The sequence below is a fragment of the Pontibacter sp. SGAir0037 genome, assembly GCF_005491705.1.
Taxonomy (GTDB): Bacteria; Bacteroidota; Bacteroidia; order Cytophagales; family Hymenobacteraceae; genus Pontibacter.
Window position 1 is genome coordinate 1,183,047 of record NZ_CP028092.1, and the last position, 15,230, is coordinate 1,198,276.

The following is a 15,230-nucleotide window of genomic DNA, read 5'->3' on the forward strand; positions in this document are numbered from 1 at the left end:
GAGGGAAGGTTAGTGCAAGAGCAGGCGAGTATTTTAAATGTTTTAATAGCAGATAAATCAAGCTACGGGAGGTTGGTGTTAGAAGATATCCTTGGCTCTCAGAATGATATCCGGGTAGTAGGGGCAGTAGCTGACGGAGAGGCCTTACTGGCAAAGTTAAGCCTTGTCCGGACAGATGTTGCAATTATTGATATGGATATGCCCGGTAGTAATTGCTTGACTACCCTGGAAAAGGTGTTTAACCTGTTTACTACCCCTGTACTTTTACTGGTAGATGAACATAAACTGACGCTGGAGCTGGTACAGCAGGTGATACAATTAGGTGTGTATGCCCTGATCGTAAAGCCTGGTGTTTTCAGACCAAACTACAGGTCTATACAGGATGAGGTACTCCGGAAAGTAAAGGCTGTTCGGCATTCTGAGCAACGGGATATGCAGGTGGTTATGCAGCATTTGCTGCAGGAAGCCCGCTTAACCGTAAAAGAAGCCAAGCATAGGGCAGGTGCAGTAGATACTGTATTTGTTATTGGCGCCTCTACCGGAGGCACCCAGGCAATAGAGGCTATTGTGAAGCACCTAAAGCCGGATTTAAAGGCAGCTGTTCTGATTGCAGTTCACCTGCCTGCTCAGTTTACAAAATCTTTCACCAGGCGACTGCAGGAGCTTACGCCATTGAGTGTGATGGAGGGAAAGGCTGGCATGAGCCTGAAGGCAGGTAAAATAATAGTGGCACCGGGCGGCCGCAATATGGTGATGCAGTCTGTGATGGGTAGTAAAGCGAACTTGAAGGTTGGTTTTACGCATGAGCCCACCGTAGCAGAAGACCAGCCATCAGTTGACTTGCTGATGAAGTCTGTAGCTGAGAGTGCTGTTAAAAACGTAATAGGCGTAATTTTAACAGGTATGGGGAAAGACGGTACCTTAGGTGCCAGCCTGATCCGGAAAAGAGGCGGGCTTATCATAGCCCAGGACGAAGCATCATCAGCTATTTTCGGTATGGCCAAATCGGCTATAGAGGGTGGCTATATACATAAAGTATTGTCACTGTCTGAAATACCAGGTTTTATAAATAATTATCAGGCACCGCTGCATGAGGTCAGTTTAACTGGCGGCATTAGATGAAATCGAGAGAACAGGAATATAAAGAAATATTTTTAGCTGAGGCGCTGGAGTACTTTGATGCCCTGAACAGGCATATCAGCGAGTTAGAGCGAAAGCCGCAGAACGATCAAACCCTGGCGGAGATATTCCGTTTGCTTCATAACCTGAAAGCGAATGCAAAAGCTATTGGCTATCTGCAAATCTCTGATCTGTCGCACAAGCTGGAAACAGCGTTCAGCCTGATCCGGAACAAAGAGCTTAGTTTTAGCGACGAAGTTGTAACCGTACTATTTGATGGTATAGACCTGCTGGGGGAGCTGATCTTTAATATAGATAATCCCGACTATGGCAATCCGGACCCAGTGCTGCTGCGCAACCTGGATATTATAGTTGATAGTCTGTCGGACAGCACCATTGAACTGGCGAAGGTTCAGAAGTATAATACTACTAAAAACCTTTCGCTTTCAGAGCTGGTTTATATTCAGATCAAAAAGCTGGACCACCTCATGAACCTGGTGGGTGAGCTGATGATCGACCGCGACCGTATCCTTTCGATCAGCCGCGACCTGAATAATGATGAGCTAAAAAATGTAAGTTCACACCTGTACCGTATTACGGAAGATCTGCAGTACAGCGTGATGGATGCACGGCTGGTTAGTGTTGGATCACTGTTTAACAAGTTTCCGAGAATTGTCCGGGATGTGGCCACCGCCGAGAAAAAGGAGGTGGATCTGGAGCTGGCGGGGCAGGATATCCAGATAGACCGGAATATTCTGCAGATTATTACCGATTCGCTGTTGCACCTGGTCCGGAATGCGATTACCCACGGCATAGAGAAGCCGGAAGACCGTGAGAAGAAAGGAAAGCCAAAGGCAGGCCAGTTAGCGTTAACGGCCCGCAACGATCGCGACAATGTAATCATTAAGCTGATCGATGATGGCAAAGGCATTGATCTGAAGCAGGTGAAAAGGGCTGCCGTAGACAGGCAAATGGTAGCAGCAGATGTGGTGAACGATCTGTCTGACACAGAAATTTTTTCTTTTCTGTTCGAACCCGGTTTTTCGTTAGCGAAAGAAGTAACCGAGTTTTCAGGAAGGGGTGTAGGCCTGGATGTCGTAAAAAATGCCATCGACTCGATAGGTGGCAGAATTTATGTAGACTCTGCAAAGGGAAAGGGTACTACGTTTACCATGCAGTTACCTACTTCGATTGCGGTAAAAGGAGCATTGCTTTTTGAAGTAGATGAGATTTTTTATGCTATTCCGCTGATGCATACAGAATCTGTGATAGCACTGGACAAAGATGAGCTGCACGAAGTGGGAGATGTATTAGTAGCCGAGGTTAAAGGTGAGACCGTAACGATCATCTACCTGAATGAGCTGCTGAATGCAGATATGACCACGATGCACCTCGGAAATAAAACCAAGCTGAGAGGGCAGGTGCAGAACATTGTGATTGTATCGTACAATAACAGGAAGCTCGGCTTAATTGTAGATAAGTTTTACAGGCAGCAGGATATTGTTGTAAAGCCCCTGAGCAAACCCCTGGATACAATCGATATTTACGGCGGAGTAACATTATTAGGAACAGGCAAAGTGTGCCTGGTATTAGATGTGCCTGCAATCACACGCTTTTTTATTAGCAGGAGGCAGGAAGCAGGTACAAAACATAATAATCTACTAACATGACAACTATGATGGAGCCTCATGTGACTGAATTGGAGCGGGATATCATTAAAGAAATCCTCAACATCGGCTTGGCCAGAGCTGCAGATTCTTTTGCTGTAATAGCTAAAGACAGGGTTTTACTTAAAGTGCCTGATATCCAGCTTATCGAAGTGAAAGATCTGATTCAGCTTGTAACCAAGTATGAAGACACACATGTAATTATACAGTCTGATATAAAAGGCGATTTTAACGGCGCTACGCTGATGCTTTTTTCCGATGACCATATAAAAATGCTTTCTGAGGTATGCCTGAACATGGTGGAGGTGCAGCAGGGGGTAATGAGTGTGATGCAGGAGTCTCTTTTGCTGGAAATAAGCAATATTATTACTGGAGCCCTGGTTACCCAGCTAGCCAATATATTGAAATCAAGCATCTACGGATCACCGCCAAAGGCCCCTAAAAATCATATTGCGGAATCGCTGAAGGATATACTGGTACAGCATCCGCTTTTCCAGCCGCTGGTTTTCACAGTTCTTACCCAATTCACCCATAACTCTAAAAAAGTTGAATTGCCGCTGCTGCTCTTTTTCGACACCAATACCCTGCTAAAAATCCTGGATATTATCAGGACTTTTAGCATCGATAAGAAAAACATGATGGAAAGCGATTGAGTATAAGGGCTACATAAACCAGGTTTTTGTAGCCCTTATACTTTTAATATAGAACTTTTAATTGTCTGACATTACCTTGCCATCAACACCAAACAAATTAAGCAGATATGAGATTACCGGGTATATACTGATTGCTGCGGGAGCTATTGTATTATTCTGGGGCATTATAATGTTTGATCTTGTCACGCTGATCGCTACAGGGGCAAACGAAGAGGTTGGTATTGTTTTTGGTGAATTCGGAGAGTTTATCGGCGGAATTGTAGGCTCGTTGTGGGCATTGGCAGGCGTATTCCTCTTCTTTGCCACCCTTACTTATCAGAAGCGGGAATTTGAGCTACAGCGCATAGAACTGCATAAAACACAGAAGATCTTTCAGCAACAGAATTTCTCAACCCTTTACATCAGCTTTTTAAACAAGCACAACGATATTATTAATTCGCTCACAGCCTACGACATCAATAAGAGCGAATGGTCCGGCACCAATTTCTTTGTTTTCTTCCAGGAAAAAGTTCTTTCCTCGTTCACGCAGAAAGTGAGAACGAAGGAGGAAAGCGCTAAAACTCCGGAGCTGCTTCATAGCTTTTTCAAAGACTACTTTATCTACCATTTCAGTTTCTACCAGACCAGCCTGAACCCTTACCTGAAAAACCTGAGTGTTCTGATTAAGCTCATACAGCGTTACCGTGCCGAGACCCAAGATGCCGGAGAATACTACAGTTTTATAACCAAAGCTGGCTTTACACAGTCTGAATTGTTTCTTATTTACCATGTTGCGCGGTATCAACTGCTGGTAGAATTCCATAACATCGACCATGCCTTTGATGTGTTTGAAGACCTGAAGGATGAGCTAAAGGTTGATAGGATTGTGCAGCAAGAACTAAACGATGAAAATTACCTGTAAGCGCAAAAACAGGGAATGGGCATTGTTATCAATTTTATAAAAATATAAGCTATTGATTCATAACTTAATACAGCTGTGTTCCGTTGGTTCTAATTTGATTATAGGTATTGTTTTTGTTTTTTTGCGCTCACAAAATCTTTTTTCCACTTATAAGTACTGAATGAACGCCTTAGGTAGACACATTTTAGTTGAATTTTACGATTGCTCTCCTGAGCTTATGAACGATGTAGTTCATATAGAAAACAGCATGGTAGCTGCTGCGGAAACTGCCGGAGCTACAGTTATTAATAGTACCTTTCATCACTTTTCGCCCTATGGCGTTTCCGGAGTGGTGGTTATCCAGGAAAGTCACCTGGCTATTCATACCTGGCCGGAGTACGGCTATGCTGCTGTCGACCTGTTTACCTGTGGGGATTCTGTTGATCCGTGGGTATCTTATAAGTATTTAAAAGAAGCTTTCGAGGCAGGACATGGTTCTTCCATGGAGTGTCGTCGTGGCCAGCTCGACCTGCTCAAGCGCAACGACTTTAATATTGAGAACATGCGCGATGTGTCTCCCAAGCCGCCCGAAGTTGCCGGAGCCATTACGCGTGATGTGTGGTTTACGGAGCGGGACGAGAACATTGCCTTATCTTTAAAGCACAGCGGGCGCCAGCTTTACAAAAAAGACTCTCCTTACCAGCGTGTGGAAATTTACGAAACGCTGGCCTATGGCAATATGCTGACGCTGGATGGCATGGTTATGTGCACACAGAAAGATGAATATGTTTATCATGAAATGATCACTCATGTGCCAATGTTCAGCCATACAAAAGCAAAAAGAGCTTTAGTGATTGGTGGGGGCGACGGAGGTACGGTACGGGAACTGCTTCGCCACGAGCAACTGGAAGAAGTAACGCTGGTAGAAATCGACGAGTTGGTAATTGAAGCCTGCAAATTGCATTTACCCGAAACGGCTGTTGCTTTCGATAATCCAAGGCTGAATCTTTTAGTGGAGGACGGCATTAAATACATCAACGAATGCGAAGATGGCCGTTATGACCTGATAATTGTAGACTCTGCTGATCCTGTGGGGCCGGGCGAGGGCTTGTTTACGGCCGAGTTTTACAGCCAGGTATACCGCTGCTTAACCCCGGACGGGGTAATGATCACACAAAGTGAATCGCCGCGCTTTAACAGTGCCGTGTTTGTAGAAATCTACGACACGTATAAGCAGATTTTTGGTGAAGAGAAGGTGCATTGCTATTTAGCAGCAATACCTACCTATCCGACAGGAACCTGGAGCTTCTCTTATTCCTCCAAAGGAAACTCGCACCCACTTCAGTACGACAGAGAAGCAGCTGCCGGTTTTGCCCGAAGCCAGGGCCTTAAATATTATAACGAAAACATTCACACAGCTGCCTTTGCACTACCAAATTTTGTGAAGGAGCTTTTAAATTCTAAATCCACCAACGTTACAGATGAGTACTCAGCAGAACCAACCAACTAGCACAAAAGAGCAGAAGATAGCCGGATTCGACCCAAACGGTGTGGGCGATATCAGTGGCGGTTTATTTGGATTACCTTTTGGAGTTGAAGAAGCTGAGGTTGTAATTATACCTGTTCCGTGGGAGGTAACCGTTTCTTATAGCGCCGGAACAGCACAAGGGCCACAGGCCGTTAAAGATGCTTCTCCTCAGCTGGATTTATTTGATCCAGCCATTAAAGATGCCTGGAAGCTTGGTATTGCAATGGAAGAGATATCGCAGGAATGGGCCTCAACCAGCGAAGCCTTAAGGCTGAAAGCGGATGAGTACATTGGATGGCTGGAAGCAGGAAGCCCGGAAGCAGACAGGGCCAAGTATGAACGCCTGACATCAGAAGTAACCGCAAAAGGAGAGGAGCTGCTGCAATGGCTGAAGGCTAAAGCTGCGGCACACCTGGAGAACGGAAAGCTGGTTGGCGTATTAGGTGGCGACCACAGCACACCCCTGGGACTCATGCACGCGCTGGCCGAAAAGCACGAGGAGTTCGGTATTCTTCAGATAGATGCACACGCCGATTTGCGGATAGCCTATGAAGACTTTACATATTCCCATGCCTCTATTATGTACAACGCACTGCAACTGCCGCAGGTAAAGAAGCTGGTGCAGGTTGGCATTCGTGATCTGGCACAAAGCGAGGCTGAAATGGCTGATCAATCGAACGGGCGTATCACTGTTTTCTACGATTCTGTTTTGAAAGCCAATGCCTACGAAGGAGATAAATGGAAGAAACAATGCAAGAAAATCATAGCGCAGCTTCCTCAAAAAGTTTATATCAGCTTCGACATCGATGGGCTGGATCCGAAACTTTGCCCTGCTACAGGCACACCGGTTCCGGGTGGGTTAGAGTTCGAAGAAGCGGTATACCTCATCAAGGCGCTGGTAAAGTCAGGCCGTGAGATTATAGGTTTCGACTTATGCGAAGTAGCTCCGGGCGACAGCGAGTGGAACGGGAACGTAGGAGCGCGCCTGCTGTATAAGCTTTGCAACTGGATGGCTGTTTCCCAAAAGCGCCTGGAAGCTTAGAAAGGGTACTTGTAAAAACTTAAGGACTAGAAAAGTGGAAATTGTGATGATACTTAAGCCAAACACTTTTAAGCCTTATTTCTTAACTATATAAACATGGGATTGATCATTAAGTTTTTGATTACGGTAGCTGCTGCTATGATGTCGGCTATGTTTTTGCCTGGTGTAAGAATAGACGGCTTAATGAGCGCCGTGCTGCTGGCGCTAGTGCTAGCAGTGCTGAATGCCATTGTAAAACCAATTCTTATTTTTCTGACCATACCCGTAACAGTTATTACATTGGGGCTCTTCTTGCTAGTTATCAATGCTGTGATCATACTCATAGCAGATGCACTGGTGGCCGGGTTTATAGTAGATGGCTTCTTGTGGGCGCTGCTTTTCAGTCTTGTGCTTGCAGTGTTAACCGCCATTCTGGAAGCGATATTCCAGAAATAAGAAGTTCCCAGTAAACGCAAAGGGGGGTGCAGCATGCTGCACCCCCCTTTGCGTTTACTGGCATGGCCTATTAATGGTTGTTTACCCACTCTTCACATGCTTTCGCGCACTGCTTGCAAATGTCGGCGCAATGCTGGCAGTGATCATGGTCGTGTTTGCGACATTCCTCTTCGCAGAGGCGGCAAATCTCAATACATTCCCGCATCACATGTTTGGCATGAGCAGAGTTTCTGGCAACAAACCGAGATGTTAGAGCACAAATATCGGCACAATCGCGGTCGAGCATAATGCAGCGGACCATCATTTTCACATTATCCTCCTGAAGGCACATAGTAGCACATGCTTCGCAGGCAGTAATACATTTAATGAGGATGTGTTGTAGTTCGTTCGTTTCTTCAGATTTCATAGTTTATTTATTGGTTACTGCTTTTAAAATACGGGAGGCGGCAGCTAAAGGGTTTCTGAAGAACGCTTCAGCGCCGGTTCTTCTGAAGATGGAGAAGAATTTGATTATCTTTGTAGAGGAAGCAGGAGAACCTTACTATAATTTCAGGCTGTTTTTAAACTAGAGCCAGCAGCAGGTTGTTAGGCAGTTTCCTGAGACTGGCAACTATAGCAGTAGGTCAGCAGCCAATGGTTGTAGTTCCGGCACTGCTGTAAAAATACTTTTAGCAAAATACATTAAGCGTAATCAGGTAAATGGATATCAGGGAGGCACGGGAAGCACTAAAGCTTTACTTTGGATACGAAAAATTCCGCCCCATGCAGGAGCAGATCATCTCCAGCATTTTAGGTGGTAAAGATGTAGTGGTTTTAATGCCAACCGGTGGTGGTAAATCAGTCTGCTACCAGGTTCCGGCTGTCGTCATGAAAGGCATTTGTGTGGTTGTGTCGCCGCTTATCGCCCTTATGAAAGACCAGGTAGAGGCACTGTTGGTGAATGGAATAACGGCTGCCTACCTCAACAGTACCCAGGCCTCCGATGAACAGTACAAAATAGAAAGTGCCTGCTTATCCGGTAATATTAAACTGCTGTATGTTTCGCCTGAAAAGCTGCTTTCAGCCGGGTTTATGTCTTTCCTGCAAAGAATAAATGTTTCTCTTTTTGCTGTGGACGAAGCACACTGTATTTCTGCCTGGGGCCACGATTTCAGGCCGGAGTATACGCAGCTGAAGGCATTGAAGCAGCAATTTCCTTCTATACCGGTTGTGGCACTTACCGCTACCGCCGATCGCCTAACGCAAAAAGATATTCAGGAGCAACTTTACCTGCAAAACCCTGCTGTGTTTGTTGCTTCTTTCGACAGGCCCAATATTAACCTGATGGTGCGCCCCGGGAAAGACCGTTTAAAAAGAATCACGGATTTCTTGGAGCGGAGGCATAAACAGCCAGGCATTGTGTACTGCCTGAGCCGCAACGCAACCGAATCGCTGGCTACAAAATTAAAAGCCCATGGCTACAAAGCTACTTATTATCATGCCGGAATGCCGGCAGCCAAGCGGGCCAAAGCGCAGGAGGAGTTTCTGAAAGATGATGTGCAGATTGTCTGTGCCACAGTGGCTTTCGGGATGGGAATAGACAAATCGAATGTGCGCTGGGTCATTCACTATAACCTGCCTAAAAACATCGAGGGCTACTACCAGGAAATCGGACGGGCCGGTCGGGACGGTGCTGCTTCTGACGCGCTATTGTTTTATAGTTACGCCGATGTGATGAACATGCGCACCATGCTCTCTGAAGGAAATAACGAGAAGCAGAATGAGCTGCAACTGGTAAAACTGGAGCGAATGCAGCAGTATGCCGAGGCTTCTATCTGCCGCAGGCGAATTTTGCTGCAGTATTTTGGCGAGGTAATGGAGAAAGACTGCGGCAACTGCGATATATGCCGCAACCCTCCTGTATCCTTCGATGGCACAACAATTGCCCAGAAGGCGCTTTCGGCTATAGCCCGCATGCAGGAAAGAGCAAACATGGGCCTGCTGATTGATGTGCTCCGGGGCTCCAGGAGCAGCCAGGTACTGCAGGGAGGTTACGAACGGATTAAAACCTACGGTGCAGGGCGTGAAGTTGGTTCTCTGGATTGGCAGCGTTACCTGCACCAGATGCTGAATGCCGGTCTGGTGGAGCTGGCGTATGATCAGAACTATACCTTAAAGCTGACGGCGCAGAGCAAGCAGGTGCTTTTTGAAGGCCGCAAAGTGCAGCTGGTGAAGTTTGAAGAAGTAAAACAGCAGGAAGAGGCGGCAGCTGTAAAGGCAAGGCCGAAACGCGAGCTTATAAAAGATGCGCTGTTCGAACGACTGCGTGCCTTGCGCAAGCAACTGGCAGATGAGTTAAATGTACCGCCTTATGTTATCTTCACTGACAGCACCTTACAGGAAATGGCGGCAGAGAAACCCTCCAATCGTATTGCCATGCTGGCAATTTCCGGTGTGGGTTCTCAAAAGTTCGAGCGCTACGGGCATGACTTTATTACCGAAATCATCAATTTTGTAACGGAAGAGCAGAACAAAGGCAACAAAGTAAAAGGTGCGACGCACCTGATCACCTTAGAAGGGTATAAGCAAGGCTTAAGTCCTGAAGATATTGCAGCTCAGCGAAACCTGAATCCTGTTACCATTTATTCTCACCTAGCAACTTTATACGAGGAGGGATATCCGGTTCGAATAGAAGATTTTGTGTCTAAGAACGAATATAAAGCTATTTCCAAGGCTATTGCCGTATTAGGAGAAGACGCCAAACTAAAGGACCTGTTTGATTTTCTGAAGGAAGAATACCCGTACTTTAAAATCCGGCTTTCCCTTTCAGTATTTAAAAAAACGAAGGTTGCTTAAAAAATTTGTTTTTTTGCCAAATTTTACTAAATAAATTAGTAACACATGCTGCTTATTTAGTAAAAATCCGTATCTTTACAAGAGAAAATTAAAAATTCATCTTTTTAATAAATTTTCACTAAAAAGATTGGCAAAAAGAGCACATGGTAACTTCAAATATAAAACATTTACGTAAAAGCGTCGGTTACACACAGGCGCAGCTGGCAGAGAAGCTTGATATCAAGCGCTCTCTGATCGGTGCTTACGAAGAGGGGAGAGCTGAGCCTAAACTTAGTACGCTGGTTAATATTGCAAGGCTTTTTGATATAACACTTGATCAGCTGATAACAGCAGATTTGTCTGTGTCTGATGCGAAAGGTGCGAAAGCGGGTGCAGGCCAAACAGGCGGCAAACTTCGTGTACTGGCTATTACGGTAGACAATCAGGAGAAAGAGAATATTGAGCTGGTGCCTTATAAAGCCAGTGCCGGTTATCTCAATGGCTACTCCGATCCGGAATTTATTGAAGAACTACCCCGTTTTCAATTGCCCATGTTAGGGCATGGAGGCTCCTACAGAGCATTCGAGATCAGCGGTGATTCAATGTTGCCAATTGCTTCTGGTACAGTAATCGTAGGTCGTTATATAGAAGAATGGAATACCATTAAAGACGGTACGCCCTGCATTATCGTGAGCCAGAAAGAGGGGGTGGTGTTTAAGCGTATCTTTAACAAAATTCAGGAAGCTTCTACACTGCGTTTACACTCCGATAACCCTGTTTACTCTCCTTATGAGCTGCATGTAGAAGATGTGCTGGAGATCTGGGAGGCCAAGTCGTATATCAGTTCTACTTTCCCGATTGCCGACCTCTCCCTGGATAAGCTTTCCTCTATCGTGCTGGATCTGCAGAAGGAAGTACAAAAATTAAAAAAAGTGGATTAGTTGCACCGCTTTACCCATAAAAAAGTCCTGCCCTGTAAAGGCAGGACTTTTTTATTAAAACCGCCTTTCTTCCTGCTCCAGCGCCCATTTCCTAACTAGATAAAATTTTATGCGTAAAGAATAGCAATTTTATATTATTTAAACCCCATGTTATAGGTATTAACTAATTATACGCTAACGTACGATGATAAAATTAATAACTGCTGCCGAACGTCATGAGTCTAAAGTAGGAGACTGGCTCCGATCCAAATATCTTTTCTCATTTGCAGACTACTATGACCCTGCCAATGTTCAGTTCGGGCCGCTTCGGGTATTCAATGATGATATAGTAGCGCCTAACTCCGGGTATCCGTCACATCAGCAGGCCGATATGGAAATGCTGGTAGTTGTGTTGGATGGAACGCTTACGCACAAGGATAGCCTGGGAAATCAGCAGGAAGTGGCAGCAGGACAGGTACAGCGTGTAACAGCCGGTACTGGTATCAATACTGCTTTGAGCAACGAAACAGACAAGGATGTGCGGGTACTGCAACTTTGGTTTATACCTAACAAAGAAGCTCTGGCACCTTCCTACGAGCAAATGAGCCTGGATTTTCTCGATAAAAAAGGAAAGCTGATACCATTGGCAACAGGGCAGAAAGTACTGGAAGATGTTGTATTTCTTAACTCAAACTCAACTGTTTACTACAGTAAACTGGGCTCAGGAGCAGATATTGATTTTCAGACTTTTAAAATACGCAAAACACTTATTTACGTGCTTGACGGTCGTGTTGTAATCAATGGAGCCGAAGTAGATACAGGCGACCACATGCGACTGGAAGATCAGGAAATTATTACGCTTCATGCAGATAAGGATACCTCATTCATTCTGATAGATGTGCCTGCTGTTGAAACAAACTACTAAAATGAATTATGAATTATGAATTATGAATTATGAATTATGAATTATGAATTATGAATTATGAATTATGAATTATGAATTATGAATTATGAATTATGAATTATGAATTATGAATTATGAATGCTTTTACCTTAAATGTTATAGTTAAATTAGATTTCATTTAGAGTATAAAGGCAGGAGTAAGTAAAAGGACACTAGTATCAAAACATTAGACACAACACCTCTATTGATGTAAATAATTGATAGGAAAGGTCTAGTATTAAAACATGCTTTGTCTTTAAATGGAAACAAATTTTGTCAAGCTACTTATTTGATCATGTCTTTACTATCGTTCTCCTTACAACAATTCATAATTCATAATTCATAATTTCTAATTCATAATTCTTAAATAGTGTACTTCCTGCCTTTGTTCTGTTCTTTCAGGTAGTTCATAAGTGGCTCGAAGTAATCTACCATGGCACGGGCATTCAGTTCTTCGCCTGTTTTATCTTTTAACATCTGCCGCCAGTCTGCCGATGCTCCTGGGTACATGATTTCGCGCAGGAAAGAACCTACTTCTTTGCTGCCGTAGTAATTCGTAGCCCGCGGATCCTGCTTCAGAATGTTGTTGGCAATATGATCGTGTAACTGGAACAGGATGATATATGACAGCGCATAATCATAGTATTGTGCCGGATCGTCGTTAATATGTGTTTTGGTAGCGGCATCCGTAAACTGTTCCCCTCTTTCATTCGGCGGCACTATCCCCTGGTATTGCTTCACCAGCTCCCACCAACGTTTGTTAAATTCATTTTCTGACAGGTTCTTCGCATATAAATCATGCTCAAACTCACTCATGACACCAGCTGCGAAAGGAATGAAAGTTACATAGCTTAAAGCTTCTTTCAGCAAGGTCTGTACCTCATCTGTCGGTGTGTTGGCATCTACTAATTTTAGCTGCGCCAGAAAAGGCTTCTGCATAGCGGCAAGCCCCATTAAACTTCCTATAGCTTCGTGATAGGCTCTGTTGGCCCCACCACGTAAAAGAACGGGTACATCCGGGTTTGTGTAGGTCATGTAATAATAGATATGCCCCAGTTCATGATGCGTAGTCTCATACCATTCTGCATTTGGCTCCACGCTCATCAGGCTACGCACATCCTGTTCCAGGTCCATATGCCAGGCCGAAGCATGGTTGTTTTTCTTATAGTTGGCTCCGGCTGGTAAAGGGTAAAGGCTCGATTTCTCGTAAAAAGATGGCGGAAGCTTTGGAAAGCCGAGGCTCACATAGAAACGCTCTGATTGCTCCACCAGCCATTTATCTCCTTTCTGCTTAAGCACTGCATCCAGATCCAGGCCTTTTACTTCTACCATAGAGCTCCAGTCCTGGCCCCAGCGGTTTGGCAGCCAGTGCGCCGGCAGATAGTCGGGCACTTGCTTTACCCCGTACTGCTTTGCCAGTTCATAGCGTGCATAGGTATGAAGTTCCCGGTATAAAGGCATTAGCTCTTTGTTCAGCTTCTGCATCAGGTCCATCATCTCCTGGCGCGACATACCATAGTCGGAAGCCTGGTAGCTGAAGTAGTCGTCGTAGCCCAGGCTTTGCACGGTCTGGTTGCGAAGCTGGCGCAGGTTCACAAGACCGGATTTTAGCTGTTTACCCACTTCCTTGCTGGCCTGCCAGGCGGCTAAACGTTTGTTTACATCCTTCTCCTTTTTCAGGATGTTATCGATGTCGTTGGTGGTAACAGATTTTCCGTTCAGCCTATAGTCGAAGCCATATAGTTTTTCAGTTTGCTCTGTCTCCGCTTTTATGCGTGCCTTTACCACATCGGCCACAGTCTGCGGGCTATTAGCGGCGGCATACAGTATTGTTTCCAGTTGCTTTACCTGCAGCTCAGTTAGTTGCTCTTTTTGCTCCATTAAAGCGCGGGCTTTTTCGATGTTCCCGGTGCTGCCTGTAAAGGCGGCAAGAGCCTCGTTCGCTTTTCGTGTAACGGCAGCATTGGAGGTGTCACCTTCTACAATGCGTGTATTCGAGGTCCATTCGGCCTCAGCAGAAGAGGTATAAAGTTGCTGAAACTGCCTGGAGTAATCATTGATAAAAGCCTGGGCATCCTGCTGAGCAGCACTGGCTTCTGCCGTAACGGTGGTGTCAGAAGAGTCGGATTTAGGGCTGGAACAGGAGAAAAGTATGGCCGCAGTAAGGCCTGTCAATAAGATTTTCTTCATAGATATAATTTTACACATCTAATGTAAGATAATCTTATGCAAGTAGCAAACGCTACATCATCACACCATCTACAGGCGGTTTTTTCTCCGGAAAGTTTTTATCACCCCACTGTTCCTTCGTTACGGTTTCTATACCCAGGCTTAAGGCCGTCAGCGGAACGTCTTCCAGTCTGTTTTCGAAGGGGTCCTCTATACGCTCGCCCACCAGGTCGAGGCACAGAAATACAAAAGAAATAATGACAGATACAGGTATAGTGGCCCAACCAAGTTCCTCTACAAACACAAAAGGGAGGATCGATGCGTGTATAAACACAAACACCCGGGAGAAGAAGCTGTAGTGGCGTGGAAAAGGAGTATTTTTAATGCGTTCGCTTCGGCCTTGTATGTTGTTGAACTCCACCAGTGTTTCTTCCAGTTTCACAAAGCGAAAATCAGAAATATAGCCTTTCTGGTAAGCTCTGCGCAGATCTTCTCCCTGAAGCTCCAGCAAATAGTTTGGCGGGTTTTTTTTATGGCAGAAGACGTTAAACTCGCTCGGAGTTAAAAAAGCAATAGTATCGTTATAATCGTTTGTTTCTTCTATCAGCTCCTCCTGCGAAGTCTGGTTGTAATCGTGCCGGTTCCGCAGAAACACACGCAAGGCATGCACAAAGGCTATATGCCTATATACCATCCGCTGCTGTAGCTGCCTTACCTCTTCTGCATCAGCCTTGTCCGAAGGCATGATCATGGTAATCACTTGGCGGGTCCAGGCGCGGCTGTAGTTCACCAGCAGGCCCCATATCTGCCGTGCTTCCCACCACCGCTCGTAAGCATTGCTGTTTTTAAAGCCCAGGAAAATGGCAAGCGCTGTGCTTAACGCAGTTATTGTATTAAAGGGCAGATGCAGGTGCCATACTTCGTAATAACCGTGCAGGAAGTATACAACAATCGAAAGTGATATATAATAAAGTAATCCTCTCCAGGTATAATGGAGAATCATTCTCCAGGTTAAATTTCTTCTAACTAGCATAAGCAATTTGAAATCTGTGTTATAAAC

At 45.1% G+C, this 15,230-nt stretch carries 13 protein-coding genes; 10 read left to right on the plus strand and 3 right to left on the minus strand.

What is annotated here, in order from left to right; translation table 11 throughout:
- The first annotated feature begins 12 nt into the window (after nt 1-12).
- From C1N53_RS04895 to C1N53_RS04925, 7 genes are all read left to right on the plus strand, one after another.
- Complete coding sequence (locus tag C1N53_RS04895) at nt 13-1,122, plus strand: chemotaxis protein CheB (RefSeq protein ID WP_137761387.1); 1,110 nt, start codon at nt 13-15, stop codon at nt 1,120-1,122.
- Entirely contained in the window at nt 1,119-2,789 is a 1,671-nt protein-coding gene (locus C1N53_RS04900) for a chemotaxis protein CheA (protein WP_137758257.1), read from the plus strand. Before C1N53_RS04895 ends, C1N53_RS04900 begins: the two co-directional genes overlap by 4 nt.
- Before the next feature lie 5 nt (nt 2,790-2,794).
- Nucleotides 2,795-3,439, plus strand: coding sequence for a chemotaxis protein CheC (locus tag C1N53_RS04905; RefSeq protein ID WP_137758258.1), 645 nt, complete (start codon nt 2,795-2,797; stop codon nt 3,437-3,439).
- 61 nt (nt 3,440-3,500) lie between these two features.
- Nucleotides 3,501-4,340 (plus strand): putative phage abortive infection protein, encoded by an 840-nt coding sequence (locus C1N53_RS04910; RefSeq protein WP_137758259.1) that lies wholly within the window; start codon nt 3,501-3,503, stop codon nt 4,338-4,340.
- A gap of 160 nt (nt 4,341-4,500) precedes the next feature.
- Nucleotides 4,501-5,829, plus strand: a complete 1,329-nt coding sequence (gene speE, locus C1N53_RS04915; protein ID WP_137758260.1) for a polyamine aminopropyltransferase — start codon at nt 4,501-4,503, stop codon at nt 5,827-5,829.
- On the plus strand, nt 5,801-6,889 hold the full coding sequence (locus tag C1N53_RS04920; protein ID WP_137758261.1) for an agmatinase family protein: 1,089 nt from the start codon (nt 5,801-5,803) through the stop codon (nt 6,887-6,889). Before speE ends, C1N53_RS04920 begins: the two co-directional genes overlap by 29 nt.
- A gap of 96 nt (nt 6,890-6,985) precedes the next feature.
- Nucleotides 6,986-7,324: a phage holin family protein gene (locus tag C1N53_RS04925; protein ID WP_137758262.1), complete on the plus strand. Its 339-nt coding sequence runs from the start codon at nt 6,986-6,988 to the stop codon at nt 7,322-7,324.
- 70 nt (nt 7,325-7,394) lie between these two features.
- Here C1N53_RS04925 and C1N53_RS04930 read toward each other — a convergent pair whose 3' ends face one another.
- Complete coding sequence (locus C1N53_RS04930) at nt 7,395-7,730, minus strand: four-helix bundle copper-binding protein (RefSeq protein WP_137758263.1); 336 nt, start codon at nt 7,728-7,730, stop codon at nt 7,395-7,397.
- Between the two features lie 293 nt (nt 7,731-8,023).
- On the opposite strand from C1N53_RS04930, the gene recQ reads away from it, so the two are divergent.
- The 3 genes from recQ (at nt 8,024) to C1N53_RS04945 (ending at nt 11,983) form a co-directional block, all read left to right on the plus strand.
- Nucleotides 8,024-10,159: a DNA helicase RecQ gene (gene recQ / locus C1N53_RS04935; protein ID WP_137758264.1), complete on the plus strand. Its 2,136-nt coding sequence runs from the start codon at nt 8,024-8,026 to the stop codon at nt 10,157-10,159.
- A gap of 143 nt (nt 10,160-10,302) precedes the next feature.
- Nucleotides 10,303-11,079, plus strand: coding sequence for a LexA family transcriptional regulator (locus tag C1N53_RS04940; RefSeq protein WP_137758265.1), 777 nt, complete (start codon nt 10,303-10,305; stop codon nt 11,077-11,079).
- Nucleotides 11,080-11,263: 184 nt separating this feature from the next.
- Nucleotides 11,264-11,983, plus strand: coding sequence for a pirin-like bicupin family protein (locus tag C1N53_RS04945; RefSeq protein ID WP_137758266.1), 720 nt, complete (start codon nt 11,264-11,266; stop codon nt 11,981-11,983).
- 381 nt (nt 11,984-12,364) lie between these two features.
- On the opposite strand, the gene C1N53_RS04950 is transcribed toward C1N53_RS04945, so the two are convergent.
- Both C1N53_RS04950 and C1N53_RS04955 read right to left on the minus strand, forming a co-directional pair.
- Complete coding sequence (locus C1N53_RS04950) at nt 12,365-14,191, minus strand: M2 family metallopeptidase (protein ID WP_137758267.1); 1,827 nt, start codon at nt 14,189-14,191, stop codon at nt 12,365-12,367.
- 52 nt (nt 14,192-14,243) lie between these two features.
- The gene (locus C1N53_RS04955) at nt 14,244-15,173 is read right to left on the minus strand and encodes a bestrophin family protein (RefSeq protein WP_240773392.1); all 930 of its coding nucleotides are present in this window, start codon (nt 15,171-15,173) and stop codon (nt 14,244-14,246) included.
- Nucleotides 15,174-15,230: the final 57 nt, after the last annotated feature.

What these genes read in the sequence shown, in the direction of transcription:
- recQ (WP_137758264.1), top strand. Translation starts at nt 8,024, where the DNA reads ATGGATATCAGGGAGGCACGGGAAGCACTAAAGCTTTACTTTGGATAC.
- C1N53_RS04900 (WP_137758257.1), top strand. Translation starts at nt 1,119, where the DNA reads ATGAAATCGAGAGAACAGGAATATAAAGAAATATTTTTAGCTGAGGCG.
- C1N53_RS04950 (WP_137758267.1), bottom strand. Translation starts at nt 14,191, where the DNA reads ATGAAGAAAATCTTATTGACAGGCCTTACTGCGGCCATACTTTTCTCC.
- C1N53_RS04905 (WP_137758258.1), top strand. Translation starts at nt 2,795, where the DNA reads ATGATGGAGCCTCATGTGACTGAATTGGAGCGGGATATCATTAAAGAA.
- C1N53_RS04920 (WP_137758261.1), top strand. Translation starts at nt 5,801, where the DNA reads ATGAGTACTCAGCAGAACCAACCAACTAGCACAAAAGAGCAGAAGATA.
- C1N53_RS04940 (WP_137758265.1), top strand. Translation starts at nt 10,303, where the DNA reads ATGGTAACTTCAAATATAAAACATTTACGTAAAAGCGTCGGTTACACA.
- speE (WP_137758260.1), top strand. Translation starts at nt 4,501, where the DNA reads ATGAACGCCTTAGGTAGACACATTTTAGTTGAATTTTACGATTGCTCT.
- C1N53_RS04945 (WP_137758266.1), top strand. Translation starts at nt 11,264, where the DNA reads ATGATAAAATTAATAACTGCTGCCGAACGTCATGAGTCTAAAGTAGGA.
- C1N53_RS04925 (WP_137758262.1), top strand. Translation starts at nt 6,986, where the DNA reads ATGGGATTGATCATTAAGTTTTTGATTACGGTAGCTGCTGCTATGATG.
- C1N53_RS04930 (WP_137758263.1), bottom strand. Translation starts at nt 7,730, where the DNA reads ATGAAATCTGAAGAAACGAACGAACTACAACACATCCTCATTAAATGT.
- C1N53_RS04955 (WP_240773392.1), bottom strand. Translation starts at nt 15,173, where the DNA reads ATGATTCTCCATTATACCTGGAGAGGATTACTTTATTATATATCACTT.